This window comes from Siccibacter turicensis LMG 23730 (assembly GCF_000463155.2).
Lineage (GTDB): Bacteria > Pseudomonadota > Gammaproteobacteria > Enterobacterales > Enterobacteriaceae > Siccibacter > Siccibacter turicensis.
In genome coordinates, this window is sequence record NZ_AWFZ01000048.1 from 200,614 (window position 1) to 226,115 (window position 25,502).

Genomic DNA, 25,502 nt, shown 5'->3' on the forward strand with positions numbered 1-25,502 from the left:
GCTCCCGGACGGCGCTATTCACAAGCAGCATTTTACTTTCCAGGTACGTTAGCAGGCCATAAGGATTTACCTAATGAAACAGCGCGCCGCGTGTGCAGGCATTCTTATTTTCATTGCCCTGAGTCTGACGATCGGGATTAACCTGAGCACGCCCGAAATTAAAGCGGTTCATCTTGAAGGGCATGCGGCACGTATTTTACTGAAAAACCCGCCCTTTACCGCTCGCGGGGCGCTGGCGTGGTGGCAGGAAAATCAGACCTACCTGAAATCGCACTATGGTATTCCTCAGGAAGACAGCGACGGCGTTTTTTATATCAGCGTCTGGGATGTTGCCGACGGGTATAAAGAGGAGGGCCGTAAAGACCGGCTCTGCTTTGAGGATATGCCTGAACCGCGCAACTGCATCGATAAAAACGGGGTAATGACTATCTCGCGCGCCAGAAATACCAAAAAAATTTATGTTGAGGCGGGCGACAGCCGCTGGGTGCAGGACGCGACGGGGGAATTCATTCGCATGGCTGATGATAACTAGCCCTGCGGCACGGCATATTTCTCATTCTCGCCGCTGCCCGGCTCGCATGAAGAAAAAATAGCGGGCGATAATCCTGGTTTTAACCCGCGCTACGCTTATCCGGCTAATGAATGAAGCCTGAGTCCCGCGGAATAAGCGCAGCGCACAGGGCGTCATTTAGCCCGCCCCGACCCCGCTCTGGATCAGTGCCGAAAACGTCTGGGCCGCATCCTGCTCGCTGCACTGGCCGTCAAGCATCAACACCGACAGCGCCTCCCCGGCGCCGATCAGCCCCACGCAGCGGCGATGAAGTTCCTCTTCCGCAAGCGTGCTGTACGGGGCAAGCGTCGCGGCGAACAGCCTGACGTACTCGCCGATAAGCTCCTTATGTACGCCGATCATCTCCTCACTGCCGACCAGCGCCGCGCCGATGGCATGCCACTCCCCGCTGCCGTCTGCAGAACAGTGCATCCAGGCCCCGGCAAGCACATCCGCCGCCCCGCGCAGGCCAGGAGGGGTTTTGTTCAGTGCGTCACGCAGCACCGCAGACTGACGCTGATCGAGCGCCCGGTACATGGCGATAAGCAGCCCGGCCCGGGTTCCAAAATGTTCATAGGCAATGGGCTTGGAGACGCCGGCCTGCGCCGCCAGATAGCCCAGCGTCAAGCGGTCAGCGCCCTCTTCGCGAATGATCGTCAGAGCGATATCCAGCATCTGCTCCCGGCGCTCGGCGCGGGTCAGACGCCCCGATGAGGGGGCCTCATGTTGCGGTGTGTTTTTCACGATCGTGCGCTCCCTGTTGCATAACCTACCATTAGTAACTACAGTAGCTACTGATGGTAAGTTACTTTGTGTAGCTTACTAAGTGTAGGTCATCTTAACTAACCGTGAGAGGTATCGCAATGACACACGCACCCCTGCTTTTGATCGGCGGCTCCGGCGTCGTAGGCCAGTATGCTGCCCGCTATCTTCGCGCTGAACATCCCACGCTTCCGCTGCTTATCGGTGGCCGTAACCAGGCAAAGGCGAAGGAGGTAGCCGCCAGCATTGCGCATGCCGAAGGCGTGGCGATCGACCTGACCACCGACGACCTGGGCCTTGGCAATCGGCAGGTCAGCGGCGTGGTTGTGCTGGTGAAGGATGAAACCCTGGCAAGCGTGCGGTTCGCCCAGGCACGCGGCGTGCCCCACGTCAGTATCTCCTCCGGCGCGGCGGAGATCGGTCCGGACATGGCGGCGTGGCTGCATCGCCCTGAGGCCAGCGCGGTGGTGCTGGGTGCCGACTGGCTGGTGGGCTCGGCGACCATTCCCGCGGTGAAACTGGCCGAGCGGTTCCGACGCGTTGATGCCATCAACGTCGGCGCGCTGCTGGATGAGCAGGAGGCCGCCGGCCCGGCCACCGAGCACGACTTCAAGCGCCTCGGCGAAATCATGCCCGCCGCGCTCACCCGCCGCGACGGCGCGTTCTACTGGCGCGCCGGAGAAAACGCCAGCGCAGGGTTTCACGCGGTAGACGGCACGCCGGTCGAGGCCACCGCCTTCTCGCCGTTCGACATCATGGGGCTGGCGAACGCCACCGGAGCGCCGAACATCGCGTTCAACCTCGCGACCGGCATAACCTCGTCCCGCCGCCGCGGGGAGGGGATGTCCACGGAAATTATTATCGACATGCAGGGGGAGGGGCTGGATAGAGAGCCGCTGCGCCTGCGTCAGGCAGTGGTGCATCCCCAGGGACAGCGACCGCTTACTGCTACGGGCGTAACCCTGCTGACCGAACGCGTGCTCGGCCTTGACGGGCGACCGGCCCAGCGTCCGGGACTTTACTTCCCGTATCAGCTGATTGACTTCGACACCTGGAAGGCGCGCATGATGAAAACCGGCGGGCAGCTCCTGTCGTTAGCGGTACTGTAATCCCCTGGGCAGGCTCGCTGCTGGCGGGCCTGCTATTCCTCCCATTCTGTGCCCCGTCCGCTCGCTTTCTGATGCAGGATGCGTTAATTAGGTGAGGCTCGCTGCAAAGCATCCCATCCGTTATCCCGCTGCCGCGCTGAGAAGACGCTGGCCTCCCATGAGGAGGGCGATCGCGGGTAAGCTCATCAGGAGGACACTCTATGTCAGACCCTCTTTCTATCGCGCTTATCGGCCCGGGCGCCATCGGCACTACCGTGGCTGCCGCGCTGCATGAGGTGGGCCGCACACCGCGCCTGTGCGGGCGCACCGCGCACCCTCAGCTGATCCTGCGTCACGATGACGGAGAGATTGTGGTGCCCGGCCCGGTACTGAGCGACCCGTCGGGCGTCACGCATCCCGTCGATCTGGTGTTTATCGCCGTGAAAACCACCCAGGTTGCCGACAGCGCTGACTGGCTGGCGGCGCTGTGCGATAAAAACACCGTCGTGTGCGCGCTGCAAAACGGCGTTGAGCAGACCGCCCAGCTGGCACCCTATGTCAACGGCGCGGCGGTGGTGCCATCGGTGGTGTGGTTTCCGGCCCAGCGCGAGCCAGACGCCTCGGTATGGCTGCGCGCTAAACCGCGCCTGACGCTGCCGGATACGCCACAGGCCACACGCATCGTCGACGCGCTCAGCGGCACGCGCTGCGCGGTTGAGCTGTCGCCGGATTTCACCTCCGTTGCATGGCGCAAGCTGTTGCAGAATGCGGTCGCCGGGCTAATGGTGCTGGCGAATCGCCGCGCCGGGATGTTCGCCCGGGAAGACGTCACGACGCTGGCGCTGGCCTATCTGCGAGAATGTCTGGCCGTTGCCCGGGCACACGGCGCGGTGTTGAGTGATGACGTGGTGCAGGAGATAGTGGACGGCTTTCACGCCGCGCCGCCAGATTTGGGGACCTCTATCCTCGCCGATCGGCAGGCGAACCGCCCGCTTGAGTGGGATATCCGCAACGGCGTCATACAGCGTTATGGCCGCGCGCAGGGGATCCCAACACCTATCAGCGACGTGCTGGTACCGCTGCTCGCCGCCGCCAGCGAAGGGCCGGGTTGATGGTGCGAGCGGGAAGGTAAGGTATTCCCGCATCATTTAATGCTGAACGGGGATAAACAAGAAAGGAGCAGCAAAGCAGGCACCGACGAAAACGTCATGGTGCCGTGCTGCTAATTACCAGAAATGAAGCTTCTTTTGCGGCGTATAGCTTACCCAGAGCAGTGGTTCCTTACGTATGCAGTTCACGTCAGTATTCATATCATCAAAGCAGAGTAAATCTGAATCCTCATCGGTACGGCTGTCTTCGCGATAGCCGTCTTGCCAGCCCATAAAGAAAATACTCCATGAACCATCCTGCTCTTTAACCGGGATGCCATAGCGTTTTTCTAATTCGGCCTGATGCGTTGTAAACCAGGCTTTCTGCCACCAGCGCCAGATGGGAAAGTTTTCGACCAGTACCGTGGTGATGCCGTCTTGTTTATGAACGTCCATAATTTTGACAGGTTGCAACAGCCAGACCACGAACGCCAGTAAGGCGGCGCATACGATCCATGTCAGTCTGGTCAGAATGTTCACTGTAATCCCTTGTGAGTTACTTATCGCTGGTAAAGAAAACGCTTAATTTCTACGTGCGCTGAAGAGATGAACTGGTAAGATGCTTAATCCGGGTATCTACCAGTCTTCGATTTTTATGATATTGCTATTGTCCAGACGATAACGGGCATTATCTACCGTAAAATAAACATTCCCGGCGTTGTCATTGCTGACAATCAAAAGCGCCTTCTTCTCGATGCAGTTTACACTCGACTTTATTTCTGCAAAGCAAAGCGCATCATCATCTTTTGGTTTAAAACCCTGTCCATAATCCCAGAAAGTAATGGAGTAGTGATGTAAAGAAGGTGATAAAGGAATAGCTCCTTTACTGGATAATGTTTTTTTATGATCTAACCACCATGTCATTTTATCCATGTCGTCTGAAGGGAAATGTTTAACTATCACGTCAATGTAGTTATTGTCATGATAAACCGCAACCACCTCAACAGGGCGAAGGGAGATGAAGAGGGTATATAACACTCCGATAGCAGTAAGTATTATCAATACATGGCGACAGAGTATGGGCTTAACCATCACTGATGACTCCCTGCAATTTCAATCGTTGTTGATATATTGGCCATGAAAGGTTTGAAAGCAAATTTATTGTAATGTTGCAGAACAAATCAACTGAACTCAATTATATCGTCGGAGTTGCCTCAGGTGAGAAGAGCTAGAGTAGATTAAGAGCTTTGCTCGAGATGATAACTTAAATTAGATGTTGCTAATAGATTGGTGTTTATACCAGATAATACTGTGAAATATCACGAGTATTAATAATGGGTGTCCACGATTAAACGCTTATTCATAACCCCAGTGAATCACTTAATGATATACATCTTTTGGGTAATTAATAAGGACTTGGGTATTTCGGTTCTACCTTTGCCGCGGCGTTTTGCGGATGCAGGCTGCAATAGTTTTCACAGCATCAAAGCAAGATAAATATGAGTTCTAATCGGTGAGACTGTGCTGACGACAGCCGCCTTAACCAGTCATCAACGATATGTTCCATGAGCTGTCTCGTCTGCTGAATACGTTGCTTGAGCGCCTTTGGAAATCGCCCGATGCGATATAAACCAGGCTTATTGCCATTACGATACTATACGAAGAAAACACCATGGTGCGCGTGCTACAAAAGGACGTCGAGCAGACCATCCAGTTGGCGTCCTGTATCACTCGTTGATCGGCAGTCGAGCCAAACGCTTCAGAGAGGTACCCGCAACGGCGTAATAGAGCGTTAGGGCCGCGCGCAGGGAATTCTAACGCCCATCAGCGACGTGCTGGTACCGCTGCTCGCCACCGCCAGCGAAGGGCCGGGGTGATGGTGACCTCGGCCGGGATTATGGTTGTGCGCTGTTAACCGCAGAGCTGGCTGAGGGCTGTGAAGCCTTGTGAACGAACACCTGATTGCCAGGCACTCACGCCGTCAGACTTCGTAGTTCTGGCCTGACGGCATTGATAACCGCCGCTAGGCTCAACGCCATACGACGGGCTGTTTTCTTATCATCCGCTGACGATCAACAAACTGGCCCTGCTCATCGTAATAACGACTCGGCCAGATCAGCTGCGGCGGTACGTTCAGCGCCTCGGCAATCAGCTTTTCACCCTTAGGCCACGAACGGCTCAACGCATTATTGAGCGTAGAAGACGCCAACCCCGACGCCCGTGACAGCGCCGCCAGGCTGGTGCCACGTTTTTTCAGCGCGGCAATGATATCGGCGGGATGCCAGTCTTGTTGGATCATAGTGTTCTCCTTTTCACCACGTGTTGTAACAAGAGTGATTATCCCAATTTGGGATAAAAAGGCAACGCATTGATATTCGATTCTGGGATATTTTATGGAATTGGAATATGGCTTCCATCTACTCAGAAGAGTATCAGCTTGTTATCAAAGAGTTAAAATCAGCCAGAAAGGCAAGGGGAATTACTCAAGCAGCACTTGCTGATGCCTTAGCCAGGCCACAATCTTTCATCGCGAAAATTGAAAACGGTGAACGACGACTGGACGTTGTTGAGTTTGTGCACATGGCACGTATGTTAGGTATCGACGCAGCAGGGATAATTGAGAAGTTAGGGAAAGATGTCACATCGATTCGGTGACATAAACTTCTGGCGGGTGGGCACATAAGCAGCCGCCAGAAGTGTGGCACTGCTCCTACTTTCAATCGAGCGCCAATTTAGTCACCTGGCTTACCGATAGTTAACTTCCCCATACGCATTTCTGCTCACCCAAAGCAGCGGTTCTTTAAGAATGCAGTTCACGTCAGTATTCATATCATCAAAGCAGAGTAAATCTGAATCCTCATCGGTAACGCTGTCTTTGCGATAGCCGCCTTGCCAGCCCATAAAGAAAATACTCCATGAACCGTCGCGTCTACTAACCGGGATGCCATAGCGCTTCTCTAAATCGGCTTGATGTGAGTTAAACCATGCTTCCTGCCACCATGGCCAGAGGGGGAAGTTTTCGACCAGCACCGTGGCCGCACCATATTCTTTATGCACTGCCATTATTTTGACGGGTTGAAATAACCATAAGGCATAAATCACGAGGGCCGTTAACACAACCCAGAGACATTTAGCCATAGCGCGTACCTGTAATATTTTTTGTGAAATTGAGTTCTGTAATAAAAGGACGATACCCGAAATGTTGCCAGCGCTGAAGAACAAACCAAATTCGGAACATACGTATCTCTTTGAAAATGGCGTCGCTTATGTCAACGGCATCAAGACCAAAATGGTCCTGTACCCGGAAATGAACCTTCGCATTAAAGGTGTCTCCCTTGATAGTGAGTTCCTGTAGCATAATATGCGTAGCCCAGGTGTCATGAATGCTAATGCCTAGTCCGTTGATTTTGTCGGACCAGTGATCGAACTTTGGTAAAGTGGAACGACTAATAGCTTGCCATAGATTCTTTTCATTACGCTCTGGAAAATTTTTTTTGTTCCAGTCGATACTATCTTTTAGCGCGCCTTGAAGATACGTAACAGGGCTCTTTGAACCATACATAAAGGGGTGGTTAGCCATTGCCTGATTGAAAAGGTCGTCGGTGAAAGTAGCGCCAGTGTTGGCCTGCATATGATCGATCATTCTACGCATCAGATGTTTGTACGGACCGTAAAATGAAAAGTCATCCGACAGACTGCGTAACTCGTCAAACATAATGGTCGCATTCTGCTTAAGGCGAGACATGTCGTAAGCGTTACAGCGAGCGGACACGTCCTTGAGGCCATATATATCGATCAGAGTCGCTTTGGAGAGATCCCCGTGGCGCATATCGGGAGCATTGAAATCATCCATTAGCTTCACCGTCTCGAAGACAGACACCGGCAAAATCAGTGGTGAATCATCATCAGGGATTATCTCGGTTACGGGTTCACTTGTTGAATTAATATAAATAGGGTCATCCCGGAAATTTGTTTGCGGTTCTGGCGTAGAGTAAAGCCATGAATCTCTCCATAATCCTAAAGACTTTCCGTAGCGGATAAACTTATTACGCTCCATAACGTGTCCTTGTAATAACTAACAACCCTTATTGATGAAAATATATTCGGCATGCGTTATTACGAATGCCTGTAGTTATCAAGTGATTTTCGGTAGGCATTTTTAATCATTTGCAGTGGGTTTGCTACACGTCTGAATCTGAATGTATAAATAACGTGGTATACATATTTTATTGGGGCTGGGATGCAAAGGTTCTATTATGACGATATGTAATGCTTATTACTAAGAGAAGATGAGACCGAAAGAATGAGCTTTAAGATAAGAAGCGGTTATTTCTAACGGGAAAATTTTCCAGTCATGTTATGGAAAGGGATATAGAGTAAAAAAGATAGGTGAGTAAGAGCGGAGTGGTGGGGGAAAGATGTGATCCTCACCTCTTTTTAGTGTGCAAACTCTCGTTGGCGTTGAGCGTAACCAAGGCGTTGCCTGTACCAAGCGCGAGGCGTTTGGCTTACAGCCGCTAAAAAATAGTGCTTCGGCGCGGGGTAGTGACAGTTTAACGGCAGTTGGAGTCAGGCCTGGCAAGGCTTCGCGCAATGATAATCGTGAAAAATTCACACCCGCTCAGGACCTGAATTACACTCACCGGCGCGCAGAACTGGCAGCGCATTAGAACCGTTAATCCTCTCCCGAAAATCCCGCCTTTTTCCCGCAAAAAGCTATGCATGCATACGGTGCATGGTTTACTGACGCTAAACCCCCCGCCAGTGCCAGCGCTGGCAAGCCCTGATGCCGCTAATGGACCTGCATTAAAAGCGCCCCGTTAAGCGGAGAGGCGAGGCGGGGAAAGTATCGCGCACCAGAATTAAAGTTGATTATTCTAAGTTGGTGATGTCAGTGAGTCATTTTGAGGAAAGGCAATGGCTTTATAAATGCCGGACTATGTAACATACAGTATGAATTGTGGTTGCTACAATATAAGCGTTTCATTCATGTTTTCATAAGTGAAGATGAAGATGAAGGTGTATGCAGCTAAGTTACTAAATTTTATGAGCAGGAGTGACGAGATGAGTGGTAAATACAGTAAGAGATTGAATAGTCAAAAGCCTTTTCAAATTAGTACTACAGGTGATTTTGCGGAAATTGTAAACCCTTTTAGAGATATGAATGAAGAGCAAATAAAACATATAGTTGACTCTACTTCTTTATCTGCAAAGGAAAAATTGCCACTTTTAAAAAAAGAACTCGTTGAGTTAATTAAAGGTGTTAATCCTGTGAGTTTATTGTCGAGTTTCGTGACAACTTCCCTCGCTGTTATTGATGAGGAAAGGGGTGTATCTATAAAGGATAGTGAAATTGAAATCCCTCAGTACTACATCGAATATATTCAAGCTATGTTTTTAACACTCCCACAAGAACAGCTTGACTCCAAATCAATAGTGAAGAAAGAAGTTTATGATAAAATTAAAAGCAATTTGGATTATATTTTTTCAGCAAATACGCTGACACGTTTTGATAGCGGATTGAGGTCCAGAAGTGATGAAGAAAAAAGTGCTTTTCTAATGCGTGCTTTAATGCAGGGTCAAACTACTGCAGTTAGGAATTGGGGGTACTACACTCAAGTTAAGAAAATTTCTTTAGAGCTTTATAGCTATTTTAATAATGAGCTTAGAGAACATTTTGGTTTTAGTGTGGAGAGTGTGATTAAGTATTTTGATTATCTAACATGCTCCATAGAGGAGAGAATAAATGAAAGAATATCAAGGTTGCGGTTTTATTATGAGTTAGAGATTGATTGTCTTCGCGATAATATATTGAATGAAATCGATGAAAGTGAGTTCATGGATATTTCCGGAGCAAGTATTTATGATGCAAACAAAGAAACCTTGATTCATTCGTTACTTATAAAATACATGTGTTATGACGATTCATTATTTGTTTTTAATGGTTTAGAAGTGTCTTCCGGTGCAAATATTGCTTTTGATGAAGTAAATAATATCCATGCGCAATTTTCATTTGAACGAGGGCAGTTGGCTGGTTTTAACAGAGAGTATTTAACTCTTGACAACCCGGTATGGTATAAGCCGCTAATCAAAAAAACACAAGATGAATACTATTGCTTCATACCTCAAGTTTTTTTTAGTTTTATTATTCCTATATTTGATGAGTTGGTGTCTTCTTTTTCAGAAGGTGCATTGTCTGATAGAAAAGGCACCTATTTAGAAGGGAAAATAAACGAAGTTATTAAGTCAAAATTTACTGATGCAGTAATCTATAATAATTTAAAATGGTCTTTGGATGGACAACAATACGAAACGGATGTGCTAACTTTGATAGATTCGTTCGCTATTATCTTTGAAGCCAAGTCAGGTAAGATATCTAAACCAGCATTACGTGGAGCGCCAGAACGTTTAAAAAAACATATAAATGAATTGATTGTAAGTCCATGTATACAGTCTCAGCGGCTAAGAGATAGGCTTTTTTATTTGAATGAGAACTTAGGGATCGAAGATGATCTGACAAAAAAATTAGGTGAGGGGTTAAGGAAAATTAAAAAGGTAGTTCGTGTTTCTATCTCTCTCGAAACTTTTGGTGCCATGCAATCAAATATGCAAACTATTAAAAATAGTGGATGGTTTGCTGAAGAAGTGGAGTCATGTCCATCAATGTGTCTGGCCGATTTTGAAACTATTATTGATGTGCTGGATAAGCCTTCATTTGTATTGCATTATCTTTGTTCACGGCAACGTATTGAGAGCGAATATAATTACTTTGGTGATGAGTTAGATCTACTTGGAACTTACTTGGAAACTCTTTTTTGTCTGGAAAAATCAGATGGAAAAACTAATTTAATATTGACCACCATGTCACAGAAAATAGATGACTATTATATTTCTTTGGAAAATGGAGTAAGGATTGACAAACCAAAGCCAAAGGTAAGAAAAATTTTCATGGATATTATTGATCAACTTGAGGTTAGAAAAAGCTACCGATGGCTAGAACTATCTCTATTATTAAGTAACATTCATCCGAATGAGCAGGCGATAATTAGTGGAATGATTAATGAAATGAAAAGAAACGTGAGGAAAAAATGGAGGGTTTCTGGGCACGTAAATTCAGTTATCTATACATCAGGAATTTTTGACCACTATGGATTTTGTTATTTTGCTTACTGCGATAAAAACCAAAAAGATGCACGATCCTTTTCTGAAGCATGTGCGCATGAGTCAATAGATATTCAGGGGAAAAAGTTTTGCTTAGTTGTTGGCAAAAACTTAGATGACCATAATGTTGCTTATAACAAATTGGCTTTGTATGGTGATCCCTCTCTGGTTTTTTGATGATATAAGATGAGATTGGGACTATTGTCCCAATCTCTAAATTTTAACTTTCTTTCCCCACCAATCCATCAATTCTATTGTATTCTATTATTTAAGTATGTTGAGCGATTATATGATTTCTTACTTCATTTTTATCTGAATGAGCTAGCGCTGCCTCAATTACATCTGCTTTGAATCACTATTCATTCATCGCAGTACTAGCAATTGAACGAAGCCATGTGCTACCAATCTGCCACCATAACCGATACGCTTCAAAGCCGCATTAGCTGTCTGGCTATTCATTGGTTGTTTAGATTCATTCCTGCTGGGAAAAACATGCTCCCGATAAGCACTGATAGGCTTCATTACCTCCAATACCTCTAAAGCCTAAGGTGAAAGAGGAAAAATGTGTTCACACTTAGCTTTCATCCGATCTACCGGAATTGTCCAGAGCCTTGAATCGAGATTAATCTCTGCCCACCGAGCACCGGAGGCCCCAGAATAGCGCACAAGGGTCAGGAGTTGCCATTCGACTAGACAGCGAGTCGGAACAGAGAGATTTGACATAACTAAAGAATGCATCAGCTTCGGCATATTTTGCTTTTTGGGTTTGTCAAAAGCTATTCCAATACCTAACGCCGGGTTGGCATCAATCAAGCCGGTGTTAACCGCATAAATCATTATCTCGTTGATGCGCTGCACCAGTCGACCTTCAGTCTCATTCGCCCCGTGAGCTTTAATAAGCTCAAGCGCTTTAGACAGTGAATGGGCTTTGATGTGTTGAACGGAGATCTCATCGAACGGAGGTAACTTATCTTTCTCTAATAAGCAGCAAATGTCTTTTGTGTCATCAGGGGTAACGTTTTTGCTTTTGAACTGGAACCAAGTCTACTGCAACTGTCGAAAAATACTGTCTAAGGACATCTGTTGCTGATCTTCATTAACTTCGGCCTGAACTTGTGGGTCGATGTCATCAGCTAGCAAGGTAGCATAATCCGCTCTTACCCTGGGGCATCAGCAAGCGCAAGAGCAGGGAAGTCACCGACTGCCTTATTGCCGGATGATGATAGCGAAAACGCCAGAGTTTTTTCCCCACTGGTTTCACTATCAGGAAAAGCCCTGCGCCATCATGGAGCATAAGATCATTCTCCAACGCTTAAGCGCGCAGAATTCGGTGGTGGTAAGGGGGCTAGGAGGCGTGTTATCCGGGCCACTATGGGCGCTCCAACATGAACTAATACAGGTTTTTTGATGGGCATCCTACCGTATAACAATAATCACTGGATTCAACCGGCCTCCCCCAAACTACAGGTACAAAAAAGCCCGCCAGGCTTGCGCCGTGCGGGCTTTCAGGACTTCGTTGACTGGCTCTGGTGACCATCAACCAAGAATTTTGGTGGAGCTGGCGGGAGTTGAACCCGCGTCCGAAATTCCTACATCCTCGGTACTACATGCTTAGTTTGTCTTTACATTCGCCTGGCAGCTGCGAACAAACACGCCACTACCAGACTAGCCTGATTAGTTTTAACGCTTCAACCCCAGGCAGGGTATCCACGCGATCTCTTTTAGGTTTGACCTCTCTTGATCCCCGTCCTAAGAGCGGAGGCTAGGGAGAGAGGGCTCTAAGCAGGTTATTAAGCTGCTAGGGCGTAGTTTTCGTCGTTTGCGACTATTTTTTTGCGGCTTTTTACGAGGCCAACCGCCCCTCGGCATGCACCTTGGGTTTCGCGAATCCCGTCGAATCCAGAATCAGCCCCAAAAGTGTTCGTGAAGTATAGCAGAAAGGAGAGGCGACATGCCAGTCCATATCGCTGCGTCTGCGGCGGGTGAACGCTGGCGAAAAATCATCCAGCCCACCTGAGCGCAATCAGCCGGATATCCCATGCCGCATCGGGAATCATTAAAAAAGTAATGATTCCCGATGTAATTTATTAAAACGGTATTAATGGAAATGACGGTTAAATATCGTCACGGAATACAGGATATATTCTGGCGCTTCGTTTGAATAATATAAGAGTGTGATCGAGATATATATTCACTGCCCGTAATTTAACTATTTAGCACTGCTAAACTCTGTGTGAATAAATGACAATATATCGTTACTCGCCGCACTATTTTTGATATTTAGTGTTTTTAATTGCCTGTTTTAAGATCGTTGATTATAACTAACAAGGGAAACGCCAGAATATAACCCCTGGGAGCAATATTCAAAAATACCAATCAAATTAGCCAGTTGTGTTAAATAAACCCCGCAAGGCAAACACCTCCTGCGCGTCATGTCGTTTCATGACGTCATTGCCATGCGTCTGCCTTTTATCGGGTGCGGAGAGGTCTAAATTGAATAATGTTTTAGCGTGAGGATGAACCTAATGGCCCTGCAAAATAACCTTTCCGAATCCGTGGATATTCTGAATAAACAATCTGGTGACGTCATTACTCAGTATTCTCAAAGTGCTGATCGCGTGGTAAATCTCGCGCAATCAAGCGTGGTGAGAATTAACGCTTCTCCGGAAGTCGTTAATTTCTACGAGCGCCAGGGCGGCGACCTGATTGTCCATATGAAGGACGGCAGCACGGTACGCTATCAGAACTTTTTCCGTCTCGATCTGGATGGACAACACAGCGAACTGATTTTTGAAGACAGCCTGGGCACGCACCACGCTGTCTTTCCTTTTGCCAGCGAGGCCGCCCCGGCCACCGCTGAAGTCATCGTGCCGACCTATGCCGACACCTCTCTGGGGGCGCTGATCGGTGGGGAAGGCCTGGCGTCCGCCAGCGGCCTCTCCGGTCTGGGAATTCTGGGCGGCATTGCCGCTGCGGCGGGCGTTGCCGGCATTGCTGTCGCAGCCAGCAACAGCGGCGGCGGGGACGATAACAACGACGGCGGGAATACCGGCGGCGGTAACAACGGAGGCGGCGATAATGGCGGCGGGGATAACGGCGGTGGCACCCCCCCGAATCCTCCGTCATCCACGCTGACCATTGATCCAATCACGCCAGATAACGTCATCAACAATATCGAAAGTCTGCAGGCACAGACCCTGAGCGGGCTGACCAATCCTGACAACGCCGGTAGCCTCGTCTCATTCGTACTGGGTGGCCGCACCTGGACCACTACCGTGGGGCCGAACGGCGAGTGGAGCGTGACCATGCCGTCCGCGGTGATCCGCTCACTGCCGCAGGGCCTGAATGCGATAAAAATCGTGATGGTGGACAATGACGGGCGCACCATCAGCAAAGATTACTCCTTTACCGTCGACACGGTGCCGCCCGCGCTGGAGCTGGCGGCCTTTGCGCCGGGTAACGTGCTGGACTCCACCCAGCTTAACGCCGATAAAATCGTGCGTGGTACCTCAGACGCCGCCGACGTGGGTAGCCGCGTCACCATCACCCTGAACGGCAAGACCTACACCACGGTGGTGGACCAGGAGGGCAACTGGCAGTCGCGCATTCCGCTCAACGACCTGAAAGCGCTGGCCGACGGCGGGGACTACACCGTCACCTACACCGTGACCGATAAAGCGGGCAACGTCACCACCGGCAAAATCGACTTCTCGGTGAACCTCAACCAGGGGGCGATTACCGTCAATCCCCTGACCGGTGATAACGCCCTGAACGGTGCGGAAACCCAGCTCGACCAGATCCTCTCCGGTCAGACCCAGAACATCGCTGCCGGTCAAACGGTGACCATTACCCTGGGCGGTAATACCTACTACGCCATCGTACAGGGCGACGGCAGCTGGAAAACCACGGTGCCCTCGGGTGACCTGCTGGCGCTTACCAACGGCACCCAGACCCTGACCGTCAGCGTGCCGGATCAGCAAAACAACGTCATCACCAAAAATACCCCCATCACGGTGGATCAGAGCGAAACCAGTATTGCCATCGCGATTATCGCCACCGACGACTACCTCAACGCCACGGAAGTCACCCAGCCGCTGGAGGTCCGCGGTGTCTCAACCGTCTTTGGGCCGGGCGTCAGCATCGTGGTGCAGCTCAACGGTAAAAGCTACAACGCGGTTATCGACGGGGCGGGCAACTGGAGCGCCGTGATCCCGGTGGCGGATCTGGCGCAGCTCAAAGACGGCCCGCGGGAAGTCACCGCGACGGTAACCCTGGGCTCTCAGACCGCGACCGATCAGCACATCCTTAACGTCGCCATTAACCAGCTGCCAAAACCGGAAATCGAACCTCCGTTCGGGGATGCGGTGCTGAATGCCACCGAAGCCGGCACGGCCCAGGTCATCACCGGGAACACCGGGGTCAGCGGCATCGGCCAGAAGGTGTCGGTGGTGCTGGGGGGCAAAACCTATACCGGCATCGTGGACAGCGACGGCACCTGGTCAGTGACCGTACCCGCCGCCGATCTGCAAAAGCTGCCGCAGGGCAGTGCGCCGCTGGTGGTTAACGTCTCGGATGCGGCGGGCAATAACGCCAGCCTGCCGGTGACCACAACCGTTGATACCCTGCCGCCGGAACTGGCGGTGCTGCCGATGGGCGGCGACGGCAAGCTGAGCGGCCAGGATCTCACCACGGCTCAGGTACTGAGCGGCATCTCCGCCATGAGCGAAGCCGGGCAGACGGTGACCGTCACGCTCAACAACAAGACCTACACCACCCAGGTGGGCAGCGACGGGAACTGGCAAATCGCTATTCCGTCTGCGGATCTGACAAAACTGCCCGGCGGGGATAACACCGTTACGGTGAACCTGACCGATGCGGCGGGCAACGTGCGCGAAGTGCAGCAGACCATTACCGTGAAAACGGCGCTGCCGACGGTGAGCGTCGATAGCTTCACGGCAGACAACATACTGGATGCCGCTGAAGTGAAAACCGATCAGCTGTTGCAGGGGAGAACCACCAATGCCGAAGCAGGCAGCCTGGTGACAGTGACCCTGAACGGCAATACCTGGAATGGCGTGGTAGGCAGCGACGGCAGCTGGTCGATCACCATTCCTGCGGCGGTGCTGCAGCAGCTTAACGCCGGGGACGCCACGCTGCAGCTGAGCGTCACCGATGCGCTGGGCCAGACGCGCACGGGGTCGCACACCGTAACGGTGGACACCGCCGCCTCCGGGGTGGCGATTAGCATCGTCGCGGGCGATGACTATCTGGGCCGTGCCGAAGCGGGCCAGCCGCTGACCGTGAACGGCACCAGCGCCGGGCTGGCGGAAGGCACTACGGTGACGGTGGTCATCAACAGTGTGACCTATACGGCACAAGTGAACGCGGGCGGCAACTGGTCGGTTGTCATCCAGCCTGCCGATCTGCAAAACCTGCCCGACGGCCCGGTCACCATTCAGGCCTCGGCACCGGCAAACGGCGGGACCGTCACCGCAGAACATACGCTGAATGTCATCCTCGATAACGTGCCGGTGGTGAGCAACGATCCGCTGTTCGGCGATAACACGCTCAACGGCAGCGAAATCCTGCTCAACCAGGTACTGACCGGCACGACCGGCGTAACCGGGCCGGGCCAGACCGTGGCGGTGACGCTTGGTGGCAATACCTATAACGGCGTGGTGGACAGCAACGGGAACTGGAGCGTCACGCTGCCTTCCGGCGCGCTGGACGACTACACCAACAGCGATTCGCCGGTGCCGGTGACCATCGTCGCCAGGGACGCCGCGGGTAACCAGGGCCAGACCGTGGTGAACGTGATTGTGGACGTCACCCCGCCGGTGGTCACCATCAATCCGTTTACCGGAAACGACTACCTGAACCTGAGCGAAGCCAATACCGCCCAAACCCTGAGCGGTGTCGCCAGCGGGGCCGAAATCGGCAGCCCGGTCAGCGTCACCATTAACGGCCAGACCCTGACCGGGACCGTCACCGGTGCGGGCGGGGAGTGGTCTATCTCCATTCCGTCCGCCACCCTGAAGGCGCTGCCGAACGGGGAAAACACCTTCAACGTGACGGTCACCGATACCGCGGGTAACAGCGTTACCACCCCGCACACGGTGAACGTCAGCATCGATCCGCAGAAACAGCCGCTGCTGACCATCGATCCGGTGGCCGGGAATAACGTGATTGACGCCGCCGAACGCGATGGCGCGGTCAACATCACCGGTACTGCGCTTAACGTCGGCGCGGGCCAGACGGTAACCGTGACCCTCGGGCTGGAAAGCTGGACGGGCGTGGTGGGGGCCGACGGAAAATGGTCGGTCACCATTCCGCAGACCTCCGTCGCCGGGCTGACCACCGGGTCGTACTCCCTGCAGGTGGGCGTGAGCGACGCGGCGGGCAACACCGCGACCGCGACCCGTCCGTTTACCGTGGATACCACCGTCAGCGCGATCTCCATCGCGCCGCTTACCGGGGACGATAACGTTGGGGTGGACGACCTCACCAACGGCCTGGTGGTTAACGGCGGCAGCACCGGCCTGCCGGACGGGACGCCGATCACCGTAACCCTCAACGGCAAGCAGTATGAAGGGGAGGTCACCAACGGCAGCTGGAGCGTCACCATTCCGGCCGCGGACGCGACCGCTATCGCCGACGGCACCGCCACGCTCACCGTCTCAGCGCGGGACGGCAACGGCGTGGCGGTCAGCAAATCCCATGATTTCACGCTTATCACCGATACCCTCCCGGTGGCGACGCTCAACACGCCGTTTACCGACGGCATCGTGAACAGCAGCGAAGCGCAGGCCGGCGGCACCCTGAGCGGCAGCACCGGCGTTAACGGTGCAGGCCAGACGGTGACGGTACAGATTGGCACCGAAACCCTGACCGCCACGGTGGACGCGAACGGTAACTGGACGGTGAACGTGCCGTCCAGCGTGCTGAGCGGTCTGGCTGATGGCAGCACCGTACCGGTGGTGGTGACCGCCACTGACCGGGTCGGCAACGACAACGTGCTCAACAGTAGCCTGGTCATCGACAAAACGCCGCCTGCGGTAACCATCGACGCCATCGGTGGGGATGACAGGATCGTCAACGCCAGTGAAGCGGCTAACCCGCTGGTCATTTCAGGTACCGCGACGCCGTACAATGCCGATAGCCCCGAGTATGTGGTGGTGCAGGTTAACGGCCAGACCTACAACGCGCTGGTGCTGCCCGGCGGTACCTGGAGCGTGACGCTCCCGGCCGGTGCGCTGAATGGTATGCCGGATGGCCCGGCAAGCCTGACCGTTATCGCCACCGATGCCGCAGGCAACACCTCCTCCACCAAAGGCAGCTTTACGCTGGATGCCTCTCCGGCCAATGCGCCGCAGATCACCCTCAACGCCGTGGCCGGGGATAACTTCGTCAACGCCGGGGAGATCACCGATCCGCTGCAGATCGGCGGGACCGTGCAGAATGCCGAAGTCGGCAGGCCAATTGTGGTGGAGCTTAACGGCAAGACCTACAACACCACGGTACAGGCGGGCGGCCTCTGGAGCATCACCGTACCGGTTGACGATCTCGCCGCGATGCCGGACGGCGTGCGCCAGGTGAAGGTCACCGTGACGGATGTGGCGGGTAACACTGACGACGCCACGCGAAACATCACCTTTATCACCAAACCGGCCAGCCTGCCGACGCTCTCCATCGACAACGTGGCGGTGGATAACGTCATCAACGCCGCAGAAAAAGGTGCGCCGCTGACCATCAGCGGCGTCTCCACCAACCTGCCGGCGGGTACCCTGGTCAGCGTGTTCCTCAACGATAAAACCTATCCGGCCACGATTGGCGCCGACGGTAAGTGGAGCATCACCGTTCCGCAAGGCGATGTCGCCGGCCTGAACCTGAGCAACTACAACGTGGTGGCGACCGCCAGCGATGCGGCGGGCAACCCGGCGAACGACGTTCAGCCGATCGTCATCGACGTGACCGGGCCGGTGGTGGACGTCAATACCAGCACCGGCTTCCTGCAGGATGGCAACATCAGCATCGGCGAGTTGGCAAGCGAGCAGGTGCTGAGCGGCACCACGACACCGGGATCCACCGTGGTGCTGGTGATCAACGGTAAGGAGATCCCGGCGCTGGTGAACGATCAGGGGGAATGGAGCGTCACCATTCCGGCGACCGACCTGCAGGCGCTGCCGCAGGGTGAATCTGACCTTACCGTGCGGGTGACCGATCCGCAGGGCAACATTACCAATGAACCGGTGCCGGTGAACGTCAGCGGCCCGGATCTACCGACTATCACCCTCGGGACAGTGTTTGGTGACGGCCTCATTAACGCCATCGAAGCGGCGGAGGGCGGCACCCTCACCGGGACATCCGTCGGGCTGGCCCCAGGCACGGTCATTACGCTCTTTATCGGTACCACACCAATCGGCAACGCCACCGTAGGCCCGAACGGCGACTGGACGGCGAATATTGATTCCGCGCTGCTCAATCAGTTCCCGAGCGGCCAGTACCAGATTGTCGCGCAGGCTACTGATGCGTTCGGCAACCCGGCGCGCGGCAGCGTGAATACCGAAATTCTGCTGGAAGAACCGACGGCCACCCTGCCGGGTACGCTGTTTGGCGATGGCTATATCAACCAGAGCGATGCGGCGACCGGACAAACCCTTACCGGCAACACCGGCGTAACGGGGAGCGGTCAGACCGTGGTGGTGAATATTCCGGGTCAGGAGCCGATCACCGGCACCGTTGATGCAGACGGTAACTGGACGGTGCTGATCCCACCGGCAGTCCTGCAGGATCTGCCGCAGGGTGAGACGACCGCGACCGTCACCGTGACCGATAAAGCCGGCAATGAGACGACCAGCCCGGATGCGACCTTCATTGTGCGCACCGAGGCGCCGCCGGAAGCCACCCTGACCCAGCCGTTCGGCAATGGCTACCTCAACGCGGATGAGGCCAGCGCCGGCGGCACGATTGGGGGTACCACCGGTCTGCCGGCGGCCCAATTGGGCACCGTGCAGGTGAGCATCAACAACGGCCCACTGCAAAACGCCACCATCAACCCGGACGGTAGCTGGAGCCTTGACGTCCCGGCTGGCACGCTGGAAGCGCTGCCGGACGGCACCATTCCGGTGAAAGTGATTGTCACCGACGTGGCGGGGAACACCTCGACCGGCGGCGGTAGCTTCGAGACCATCGTTAACGATCTGCCCGCGCCGACGGTTCAACCGCTGTTTGGTGATGGCGTGCTGAACAATAGCGAAGCCGATACGCCGCAGGTGATCCGCGGCTCCACCGGGGTGACCGGCGAAGGCCAGACCGTCACCGTGACGCTGGGTGGTGAAGACTATCCTGCCACCGTGAACCCGGCGACCGGGGAGTGGAGCCTTACCCTGCCGCCTGCGGCATTCACTGGTTTGCCTGTGGGCACCCCCCAGACCGTCACCATTGTGGCAACCGATGCGGCGGGGAACACTACCCCGATCACGCCGGCGCCGATATTTACGCCACAAACCGACCTGCCGACGCCGACCGCGCCCGATCTGTTTGGCGGCGATAACGTGTTGAACCTTGCCGAAGCCGCCGGGCCGTTAACCATTACTGGCACCACCGGGGTCACCGGCCCGGATCAGGCCGTCACCATCACCATTGACGTGGACGGCGTAACCTATCCGGCCACCGTGGCGCAGGACGGCACCTGGATCGTGCAGCTCCCGGCAGGCTCATTGCAAAACCTCGATCCGTCAACGCCACACTCGATCATCGTGCGGGCAGAAGATCAGTACGGCAACAGCACCGAAACGCCGATCCCGTTTGAAGTGGCCTTTACGGCGCCAACCGTGGCGGTCACCACGCCGGTGTTCGGTAACGGTACGGTCAATGCCGCAGAGGCCGAGGCGGGCACTACGCTGAGCGGTACGTTTGTCTCCACGCGTCCGGAAGGATCTACCGTCACGGTTAACATTGGCGGTAAAAACTTCACCGCGGTCGTTGATGCGCAAAGCGGCACATGGAGCCTCGCCCTGAGCGAAGCCGACTGGGCTGGCGTTGGCCGTGGGGCGCAAACCATTGTGGTCACGATCGAAGACGGCGCAGATAACACCGGTAGCACCAGTGTGCCGGTGAACGTCGCTGTCGATGTGCCGACCCTGACGATTACCACCCCGCTGTTTGGCGACGGCACGGTAGATTTCCTGGAAAGCCAGCAGCCGCAGGTCATTAACGGTACCAGCACCAGCCTGGCGCCGGGACAGGCGATTACCCTGATCATTGGTGGTACAACGTTTACCAATGCTGCCATTGTGCAGGCAGACGGCAGCTGGTCTTACACCGTGACCCCGGAGTTTATGGATGGCTTGACCAACGGTGCCATCACGGTGCAGGCGACGGTCACCGATACGGCCGGGAACAGCGGCGCATCGGCAGCGATCCCGGTCACGGTCGATATTGTTCCGCCTGCGGTCAGCGCTACCATCTTCAGCGTGGCGGATGACAACATTATCAACGCGGCCGAGTTCAATTCGGGCAACGTTACCATCAACGGGACCTCGACGGGTTACAACGTCGGTGACGTCATACAGATTTCCATTAACGGCACCACGCTGACAGGCACCGCCACCATTGGCGCGAACGGCACCTGGTCGTTGAGCGTTCCGGCCTCCGAGTTCCCGACGGACGGGGTGTACCAGGTTATCGCGACGGGCAACGACGGCACGGAAAGTCCAGTGGTTAACGTGACGGTCGATACCACCCTCCCTACCGTGACCATTGGGACAATCTCCGGGGATGACATTCTCAACGGCACCGAAGCAAGCGCCCCGCTGGTACTGAGCGGTACCGCCAGCACCGCGGACGTTGGACGCCTGGTGACCGTCACCCTGAACGGTAGAACCTACACCGCCGCCGTCACCGGCGACGGCAGCTGGACGCTCACCGTGCCGCAGGGAGATATAGCCGCGCTGCCGTCGGGTAACAACGTAGTGACGGCAAGCCTGACCGACGCGGCGGGCAACACCAGCGTGCTTGATTCGCGCACCGTGGACGTGGATCGCGACGCACCGCTGCTGGAGGTGAATACCCTCAGTCTGCCGCCGGTGCTGAACACCGTCGAAGCGGCCACCGGGCTGCTGGTGCAGGGCCGCGGCGAGCCGGGTAACACCGTAACGGTACGCGTCGGGCCGCTGGAGTGGACCTCAACCGTTGACAGCAACGGCAACTGGACCCACACCTTCCCGACTCTGCAGCTGGGTACTCTGAGCGATGGCCCGCAGGTGATCGCCATCACCACTACCGATGAGGCAGGCAACACCGCCACCAACAGCATCGGGCTGAACGTCGCGCTGAACAAGGGCCTCGGCGTGCTGGTGGACGATCTGTTCGGCGGCGACGGCATTCTTAACGTCGCCGAGTCGCTGGTGACCCAGACGCTGACCGGGCAGGTCAGCGGGGATTCACGCGGGGCGACGGTACGCGTCACCCTCGCCGGCACCGACATCAACATCCCCGTGGGGGTGGTTGGCCCGGACGGACGCTTCAGCATCGATCTGCCACCGAACCTGTGGCAAGGGCTGGTGGGGAATACCGCGCAGCTCAACGTGAACGTGACCGACGCGAACGGCAACGTCACCAATAAGATCGTCAATGTCGGCCTGGCGCTGACCGATCTGCCGGTAGTCGGCGATGTGCTGGTCGGGGTCGATAACGCCATTAACCTGGTAGAGAGCGGCCTGAACCAGACCGTGACTGGCACCCTCACTAATGTGGAGAACGTCGCTAGCGTCGTGGTCACCCTTGCCGGGCGTACCTTCAACGCTGTGGTAAACGAGCTGGGTCAGTGGACGGCAACGCTGCCGTCGACGCTACTCAGCACGCTGCCGGACGGACAGATCGCCCTCGGCGTGAACGTCACCGATAAGTTTGGCAACGTGACCTCCGGCGGGACGAATATCACCGTCGCGGCCAACGTACAGCCGTCCATTATCCTGAACCCGCTGTTCGGAGATAACATCCTGAGCATTCCGGAACTGCTCAATGGCGTGATCAGCGGCACCGCAACCGGCCTCAACGGGCGCACCCTGACCATTAAGATTGGCAACACTGATGCGTTCACCACTAACGTGGATAACACCGGCAAATGGTCAATTGCCCTGCCGGAAGCGATCCGCACCGCCCTGGAAGGGGTTGGCAGCGGCAACGTGGGCGTGACCGTGACCGCCTCGGACACCTACGGCAACACCGCCTCGACCGGGGCTAACGTGACGCTGGATCTGCTGCGTCCGGTACTCACTGCCGTGACGCTATTCGGGGACGGCCTGCTGAGCGCCGCGGATGCGCTGGTGACCCAGACCATTACCGGTACCGTCGGCAATGCGCCGGTCGGATCCACCGTTAACGTCAACGTCGGCGGTAAGATCTTCACGGGCCTGGTGGCGGCGAACGGCACCTTCTCGATCAACGTTAACCCAGCGGATCTGCGGGGTCTGGCTGACGGCACCCTGGCAACCAGCGTTACGCTGTTGACCCCGGACGGCAATACCTCCACCACCACCGGGCCGTCGATTAAAGTCGGGCTGACCAACCTGCCTACGGTGGCCATTACCTCGCTGTTTGGCGGTGACGGCTACCTGAGCCAGGCCGAAGCGGGCGTTGCCCAGACCATCTCCGGGGTGTCAAACCTGGCGAACGGGACCGTCACGCTGCGTATCGGTACGGAAACCCTGACCGGCACCATCACCAACGGAACCTGGTCAGTGAGCGTCCCGTCCGCAACCCTGAAAGGGCTGACCGACGGTGGGGTGAACGTCAGCGTCAGCGTGCGTGACGATGTCGGCAACGTCGGCACCGGATCGCAGCTGGTCAACGCCATCATCAACGCCGTGCCGCAGGTAACGCTCGCCACGCCGTTTGGTGACGGCAACCTGAGCCTGAGCGACCTGCTCAGCCCGCAGATCCTGAGCGGGACCACCAGCAACCTGGCGGCGGGCACCGCGTTGACCATTACGCTCGGCGGCCTGACCTTCAACACCACGGTCGCCGCGGACGGCACCTGGCGTCTGCCGCTGCCGACCGCCACCCTGCAGTCTCTCCAGGACGGCGCGCTGACCGTGGGCGTGACCGCGAAGGACGTAGCGGGTAACGTCGCCAGCGCGACCCAGAACCTGGCGGTGGCAATTCAGCAGGTGCCGACGCTGGTGATTAACTCGCTGTTCGGCGACGGCGGCCTGAGCGCGGCGGATATTCTGAGCGCCCAGGTGATAAGCGGGACCAGTACCAACGCCGTGGGATCGCTGGTGAATATCAGCCTCGGCGGTAAAACCTACCAGACCACGGTAGGGGCGAACGGCGACTGGTCGGTGTCGGTGCCGAAAACCGACCTTAGCGCGCTGCTCGACGGCACGCTGACGGTGAACGCCAGCCTGACCAACCCGGCAGGCAACCCGGCCACCACCAGCGGGCTGGTGAACGTGATCACCCACAGTCTGCCAACCATCTCGCTGACTTCGCTGTTCGGCAACGATGGCTTCCTGAACGTGGGCGAAGCGGGCACCACCCAGACCCTGAGCGGACGCATCACCGGCGGCGTGGCCGACGGCGCGAAAGTGGTGGTGACGCTGGGCGGTACTGCCTATAACGCCACGGTGAACCCGGACGGCACCTGGACGCTGCCGGTGGCGAGCAACGTTCTTCAGGGGCTGACCAACGGCGCGCTGAAGGTGGGTGTCGCCGTTACCGATAAGGTCGGCAACACCAACAGCACCAGCGCTGACATCACCGTCAAGCTCACCACCCCTGAACTGTCGTTCAACGCGCTGGCGAGCCTCAACCTGCTGACGCTGTTGAGCAAAGGGCTGACCCTGAGCGGTGGATCGCGCAACCTGGCGCCGAACTCCATCGTTCATCTCTCGCTGCTCAACGGTACGGTAAACACCACCGCGCTGACCGATGCCAACGGTAACTGGAGCACGACGCTGGGCCTCGGGCTGGACATTCTGCAACTGCTCTCCCTGACCAGCGTGCTGAATATCTACGCCACCGACACCGCAGGTAACACCGGTTACCTTAACGTCGGGCTTAACGGACAAGTCATTTCCACCACGCCGCCTGCCACCATGATGGCGGCAGCGGTAGCAGAAGACGAAATCGCGTTTTCGCTGCTGGCGTCGGATGAGACCCACAAGTCCACCAACACCGAGGAGAGCACCAGCCATACCCTGGCACCGACCGCCGCCGCGTCTACAGAAACTGACGCTGCCGCCGCGCAAACCGCGGATGATGCCTACACTATTGGAGGGGTAAGCATCACTCTGGCCAATGGGCAGCAGCAAAGCGGTGATAGCGTTGAAGGGAGCGCGGGCAGCGACACCATCCACCTCTCCGGCCTGGACTTCTCGCATATCGACGGCGGGGCGGGCACCGACACCCTGGTACTGGACGGCGTCAACCTGACGCTGGACCTCATCGGGCTGGGCAGCAAAATTCAGCACATTGAGATTGTTGACCTCGGGAAATCCGGGACCAACAGCATCACGCTGGATGCCAACGGCGCGCTGGCGATCACCGATCGGCCTGAAGATGACCTGGTCATCAAAGGCGTCGACGGCGATCGGGTCAACCTGGTGCACGGAAACGGGGATATCTGGGCGGTGAGTGGTCAGCGCGAACTGGACGGTGTGCAGTTCGATGTCTGGCACAACAGCGGCCAGAGCAACACGCTCGGGGATGTGCTGATCCAGCACGGCCTGCACGTGAACATGGTGTAGTGCAGAACAGGCGCTATGCCAACCGGCCTCAGGGAGGAGGCCATGTTGCTGATGCTATTGATAATATTAACAATATCACCACGTCGCCCGCGTGCGGGCA

13 protein-coding genes, 1 other RNA gene and 3 pseudogenes are annotated in these 25,502 nt (G+C 55.4%); 8 read left to right on the top strand and 9 right to left on the bottom strand.

Annotated elements, in window-relative coordinates:
• Positions 1–73 precede the first annotated feature (73 nt).
• Complete coding sequence (locus DW58_RS15710; protein ID WP_024550544.1) at positions 74–532, top strand: DUF943 family protein; 459 nt, start codon at positions 74–76, stop codon at positions 530–532.
• Positions 533–688: 156 nt separating this feature from the next.
• Here DW58_RS15710 and DW58_RS15715 read toward each other — a convergent pair whose 3' ends face one another.
• Positions 689–1,294: a TetR/AcrR family transcriptional regulator gene (locus tag DW58_RS15715; RefSeq protein WP_024550545.1), complete on the bottom strand. Its 606-nt coding sequence runs from the start codon at positions 1,292–1,294 to the stop codon at positions 689–691.
• A gap of 119 nt (positions 1,295–1,413) precedes the next feature.
• Between DW58_RS15715 and DW58_RS15720 the strand changes: the two genes are divergently transcribed.
• Positions 1,414–2,421 carry a saccharopine dehydrogenase gene (locus DW58_RS15720; protein ID WP_024550546.1) on the top strand — a complete coding sequence of 336 codons (1,008 nt, stop codon included), beginning with the start codon at positions 1,414–1,416 and terminating at the stop codon, positions 2,419–2,421.
• Positions 2,422–2,621: 200 nt separating this feature from the next.
• Positions 2,622–3,512, top strand: coding sequence for an oxidoreductase (locus tag DW58_RS15725; protein ID WP_024550547.1), 891 nt, complete (start codon positions 2,622–2,624; stop codon positions 3,510–3,512).
• 114 nt (positions 3,513–3,626) lie between these two features.
• Here the strand turns inward: DW58_RS15725 and DW58_RS15730 are convergent, their stop codons facing one another.
• The 3 genes from DW58_RS15730 to DW58_RS21550 all read right to left on the bottom strand — a co-directional run bounded on the left by DW58_RS15730 (position 3,627) and on the right by DW58_RS21550 (position 4,663).
• The gene (locus DW58_RS15730; protein ID WP_024550548.1) at positions 3,627–4,028 is read right to left on the bottom strand and encodes a DUF943 family protein; all 402 of its coding nucleotides are present in this window, start codon (positions 4,026–4,028) and stop codon (positions 3,627–3,629) included.
• Between the two features lie 96 nt (positions 4,029–4,124).
• On the bottom strand, positions 4,125–4,580 hold the full coding sequence (locus DW58_RS15735) for a DUF943 family protein (protein ID WP_051195593.1): 456 nt from the start codon (positions 4,578–4,580) through the stop codon (positions 4,125–4,127).
• Positions 4,580–4,663 (bottom strand): DUF3289 family protein, encoded by an 84-nt coding sequence (locus DW58_RS21550; protein ID WP_071789306.1) that lies wholly within the window; start codon positions 4,661–4,663, stop codon positions 4,580–4,582. Before DW58_RS21550 ends, DW58_RS15735 begins: the two co-directional genes overlap by 1 nt.
• A gap of 555 nt (positions 4,664–5,218) precedes the next feature.
• On the opposite strand from DW58_RS21550, the pseudogene DW58_RS21445 reads away from it, so the two are divergent.
• A pseudogene (locus tag DW58_RS21445) lies at positions 5,219–5,365 on the top strand (oxidoreductase); the annotation flags it as partial.
• Positions 5,366–5,517: 152 nt separating this feature from the next.
• Here the strand turns inward: DW58_RS21445 and DW58_RS15740 are convergent.
• A complete protein-coding gene (locus DW58_RS15740) occupies positions 5,518–5,787 on the bottom strand; it encodes a helix-turn-helix domain-containing protein (protein ID WP_024550550.1) in 270 nt (89 codons plus the stop codon).
• Positions 5,788–5,894: 107 nt separating this feature from the next.
• Between DW58_RS15740 and DW58_RS15745 the strand changes: the two genes are divergently transcribed.
• Positions 5,895–6,143, top strand: coding sequence for a helix-turn-helix domain-containing protein (locus DW58_RS15745; RefSeq protein WP_024550551.1), 249 nt, complete (start codon positions 5,895–5,897; stop codon positions 6,141–6,143).
• 90 nt (positions 6,144–6,233) lie between these two features.
• Here DW58_RS15745 and DW58_RS15750 read toward each other — a convergent pair whose 3' ends face one another.
• Both DW58_RS15750 and DW58_RS15755 read right to left on the bottom strand, forming a co-directional pair.
• The gene (locus tag DW58_RS15750; protein WP_024550552.1) at positions 6,234–6,626 is read right to left on the bottom strand and encodes a DUF943 family protein; all 393 of its coding nucleotides are present in this window, start codon (positions 6,624–6,626) and stop codon (positions 6,234–6,236) included.
• Complete coding sequence (locus tag DW58_RS15755; RefSeq protein ID WP_024550553.1) at positions 6,619–7,545, bottom strand: DUF3289 family protein; 927 nt, start codon at positions 7,543–7,545, stop codon at positions 6,619–6,621. Before DW58_RS15755 ends, DW58_RS15750 begins: the two co-directional genes overlap by 8 nt.
• A gap of 426 nt (positions 7,546–7,971) precedes the next feature.
• Between DW58_RS15755 and DW58_RS20705 the strand changes: the two are divergent.
• Together DW58_RS20705 and DW58_RS15760 are read left to right on the top strand one after the other, a co-directional pair.
• Positions 7,972–8,158: pseudogene (locus DW58_RS20705) on the top strand (phage polarity suppression protein); the annotation flags it as partial.
• A gap of 394 nt (positions 8,159–8,552) precedes the next feature.
• Positions 8,553–10,826 carry a hypothetical protein gene (locus DW58_RS15760; protein WP_024550554.1) on the top strand — a complete coding sequence of 758 codons (2,274 nt, stop codon included), beginning with the start codon at positions 8,553–8,555 and terminating at the stop codon, positions 10,824–10,826.
• A gap of 36 nt (positions 10,827–10,862) precedes the next feature.
• Here DW58_RS15760 and DW58_RS20335 read toward each other — a convergent pair.
• Both DW58_RS20335 and ssrA read right to left on the bottom strand, forming a co-directional pair.
• Positions 10,863–11,958: pseudogene (locus DW58_RS20335) on the bottom strand (tyrosine-type recombinase/integrase).
• 241 nt (positions 11,959–12,199) lie between these two features.
• Positions 12,200–12,562: a transfer-messenger RNA gene (gene ssrA, locus DW58_RS20340) on the bottom strand.
• A gap of 612 nt (positions 12,563–13,174) precedes the next feature.
• Between ssrA and DW58_RS15770 the strand changes: the two genes are divergently transcribed.
• Positions 13,175–25,402, top strand: coding sequence for an Ig-like domain-containing protein (locus DW58_RS15770; RefSeq protein ID WP_029593084.1), 12,228 nt, complete (start codon positions 13,175–13,177; stop codon positions 25,400–25,402).
• The last annotated feature ends 100 nt before the right edge of the window (positions 25,403–25,502 follow it).

Coding starts and splice junctions, on each gene's coding strand:
- DW58_RS15710 (WP_024550544.1), top strand. CDS start 74: ATGAAACAGCGCGCCGCGTGTGCAGGCATTCTTATTTTCATTGCCCTG.
- DW58_RS15720 (WP_024550546.1), top strand. CDS start 1,414: ATGACACACGCACCCCTGCTTTTGATCGGCGGCTCCGGCGTCGTAGGC.
- DW58_RS15725 (WP_024550547.1), top strand. CDS start 2,622: ATGTCAGACCCTCTTTCTATCGCGCTTATCGGCCCGGGCGCCATCGGC.
- DW58_RS15735 (WP_051195593.1), bottom strand. CDS start 4,580: ATGGTTAAGCCCATACTCTGTCGCCATGTATTGATAATACTTACTGCT.
- DW58_RS15740 (WP_024550550.1), bottom strand. CDS start 5,787: ATGATCCAACAAGACTGGCATCCCGCCGATATCATTGCCGCGCTGAAA.
- DW58_RS15745 (WP_024550551.1), top strand. CDS start 5,895: ATGGCTTCCATCTACTCAGAAGAGTATCAGCTTGTTATCAAAGAGTTA.
- DW58_RS15750 (WP_024550552.1), bottom strand. CDS start 6,626: ATGGCTAAATGTCTCTGGGTTGTGTTAACGGCCCTCGTGATTTATGCC.
- DW58_RS15755 (WP_024550553.1), bottom strand. CDS start 7,545: ATGGAGCGTAATAAGTTTATCCGCTACGGAAAGTCTTTAGGATTATGG.
- DW58_RS15760 (WP_024550554.1), top strand. CDS start 8,553: ATGAGTGGTAAATACAGTAAGAGATTGAATAGTCAAAAGCCTTTTCAA.
- DW58_RS15770 (WP_029593084.1), top strand. CDS start 13,175: ATGGCCCTGCAAAATAACCTTTCCGAATCCGTGGATATTCTGAATAAA.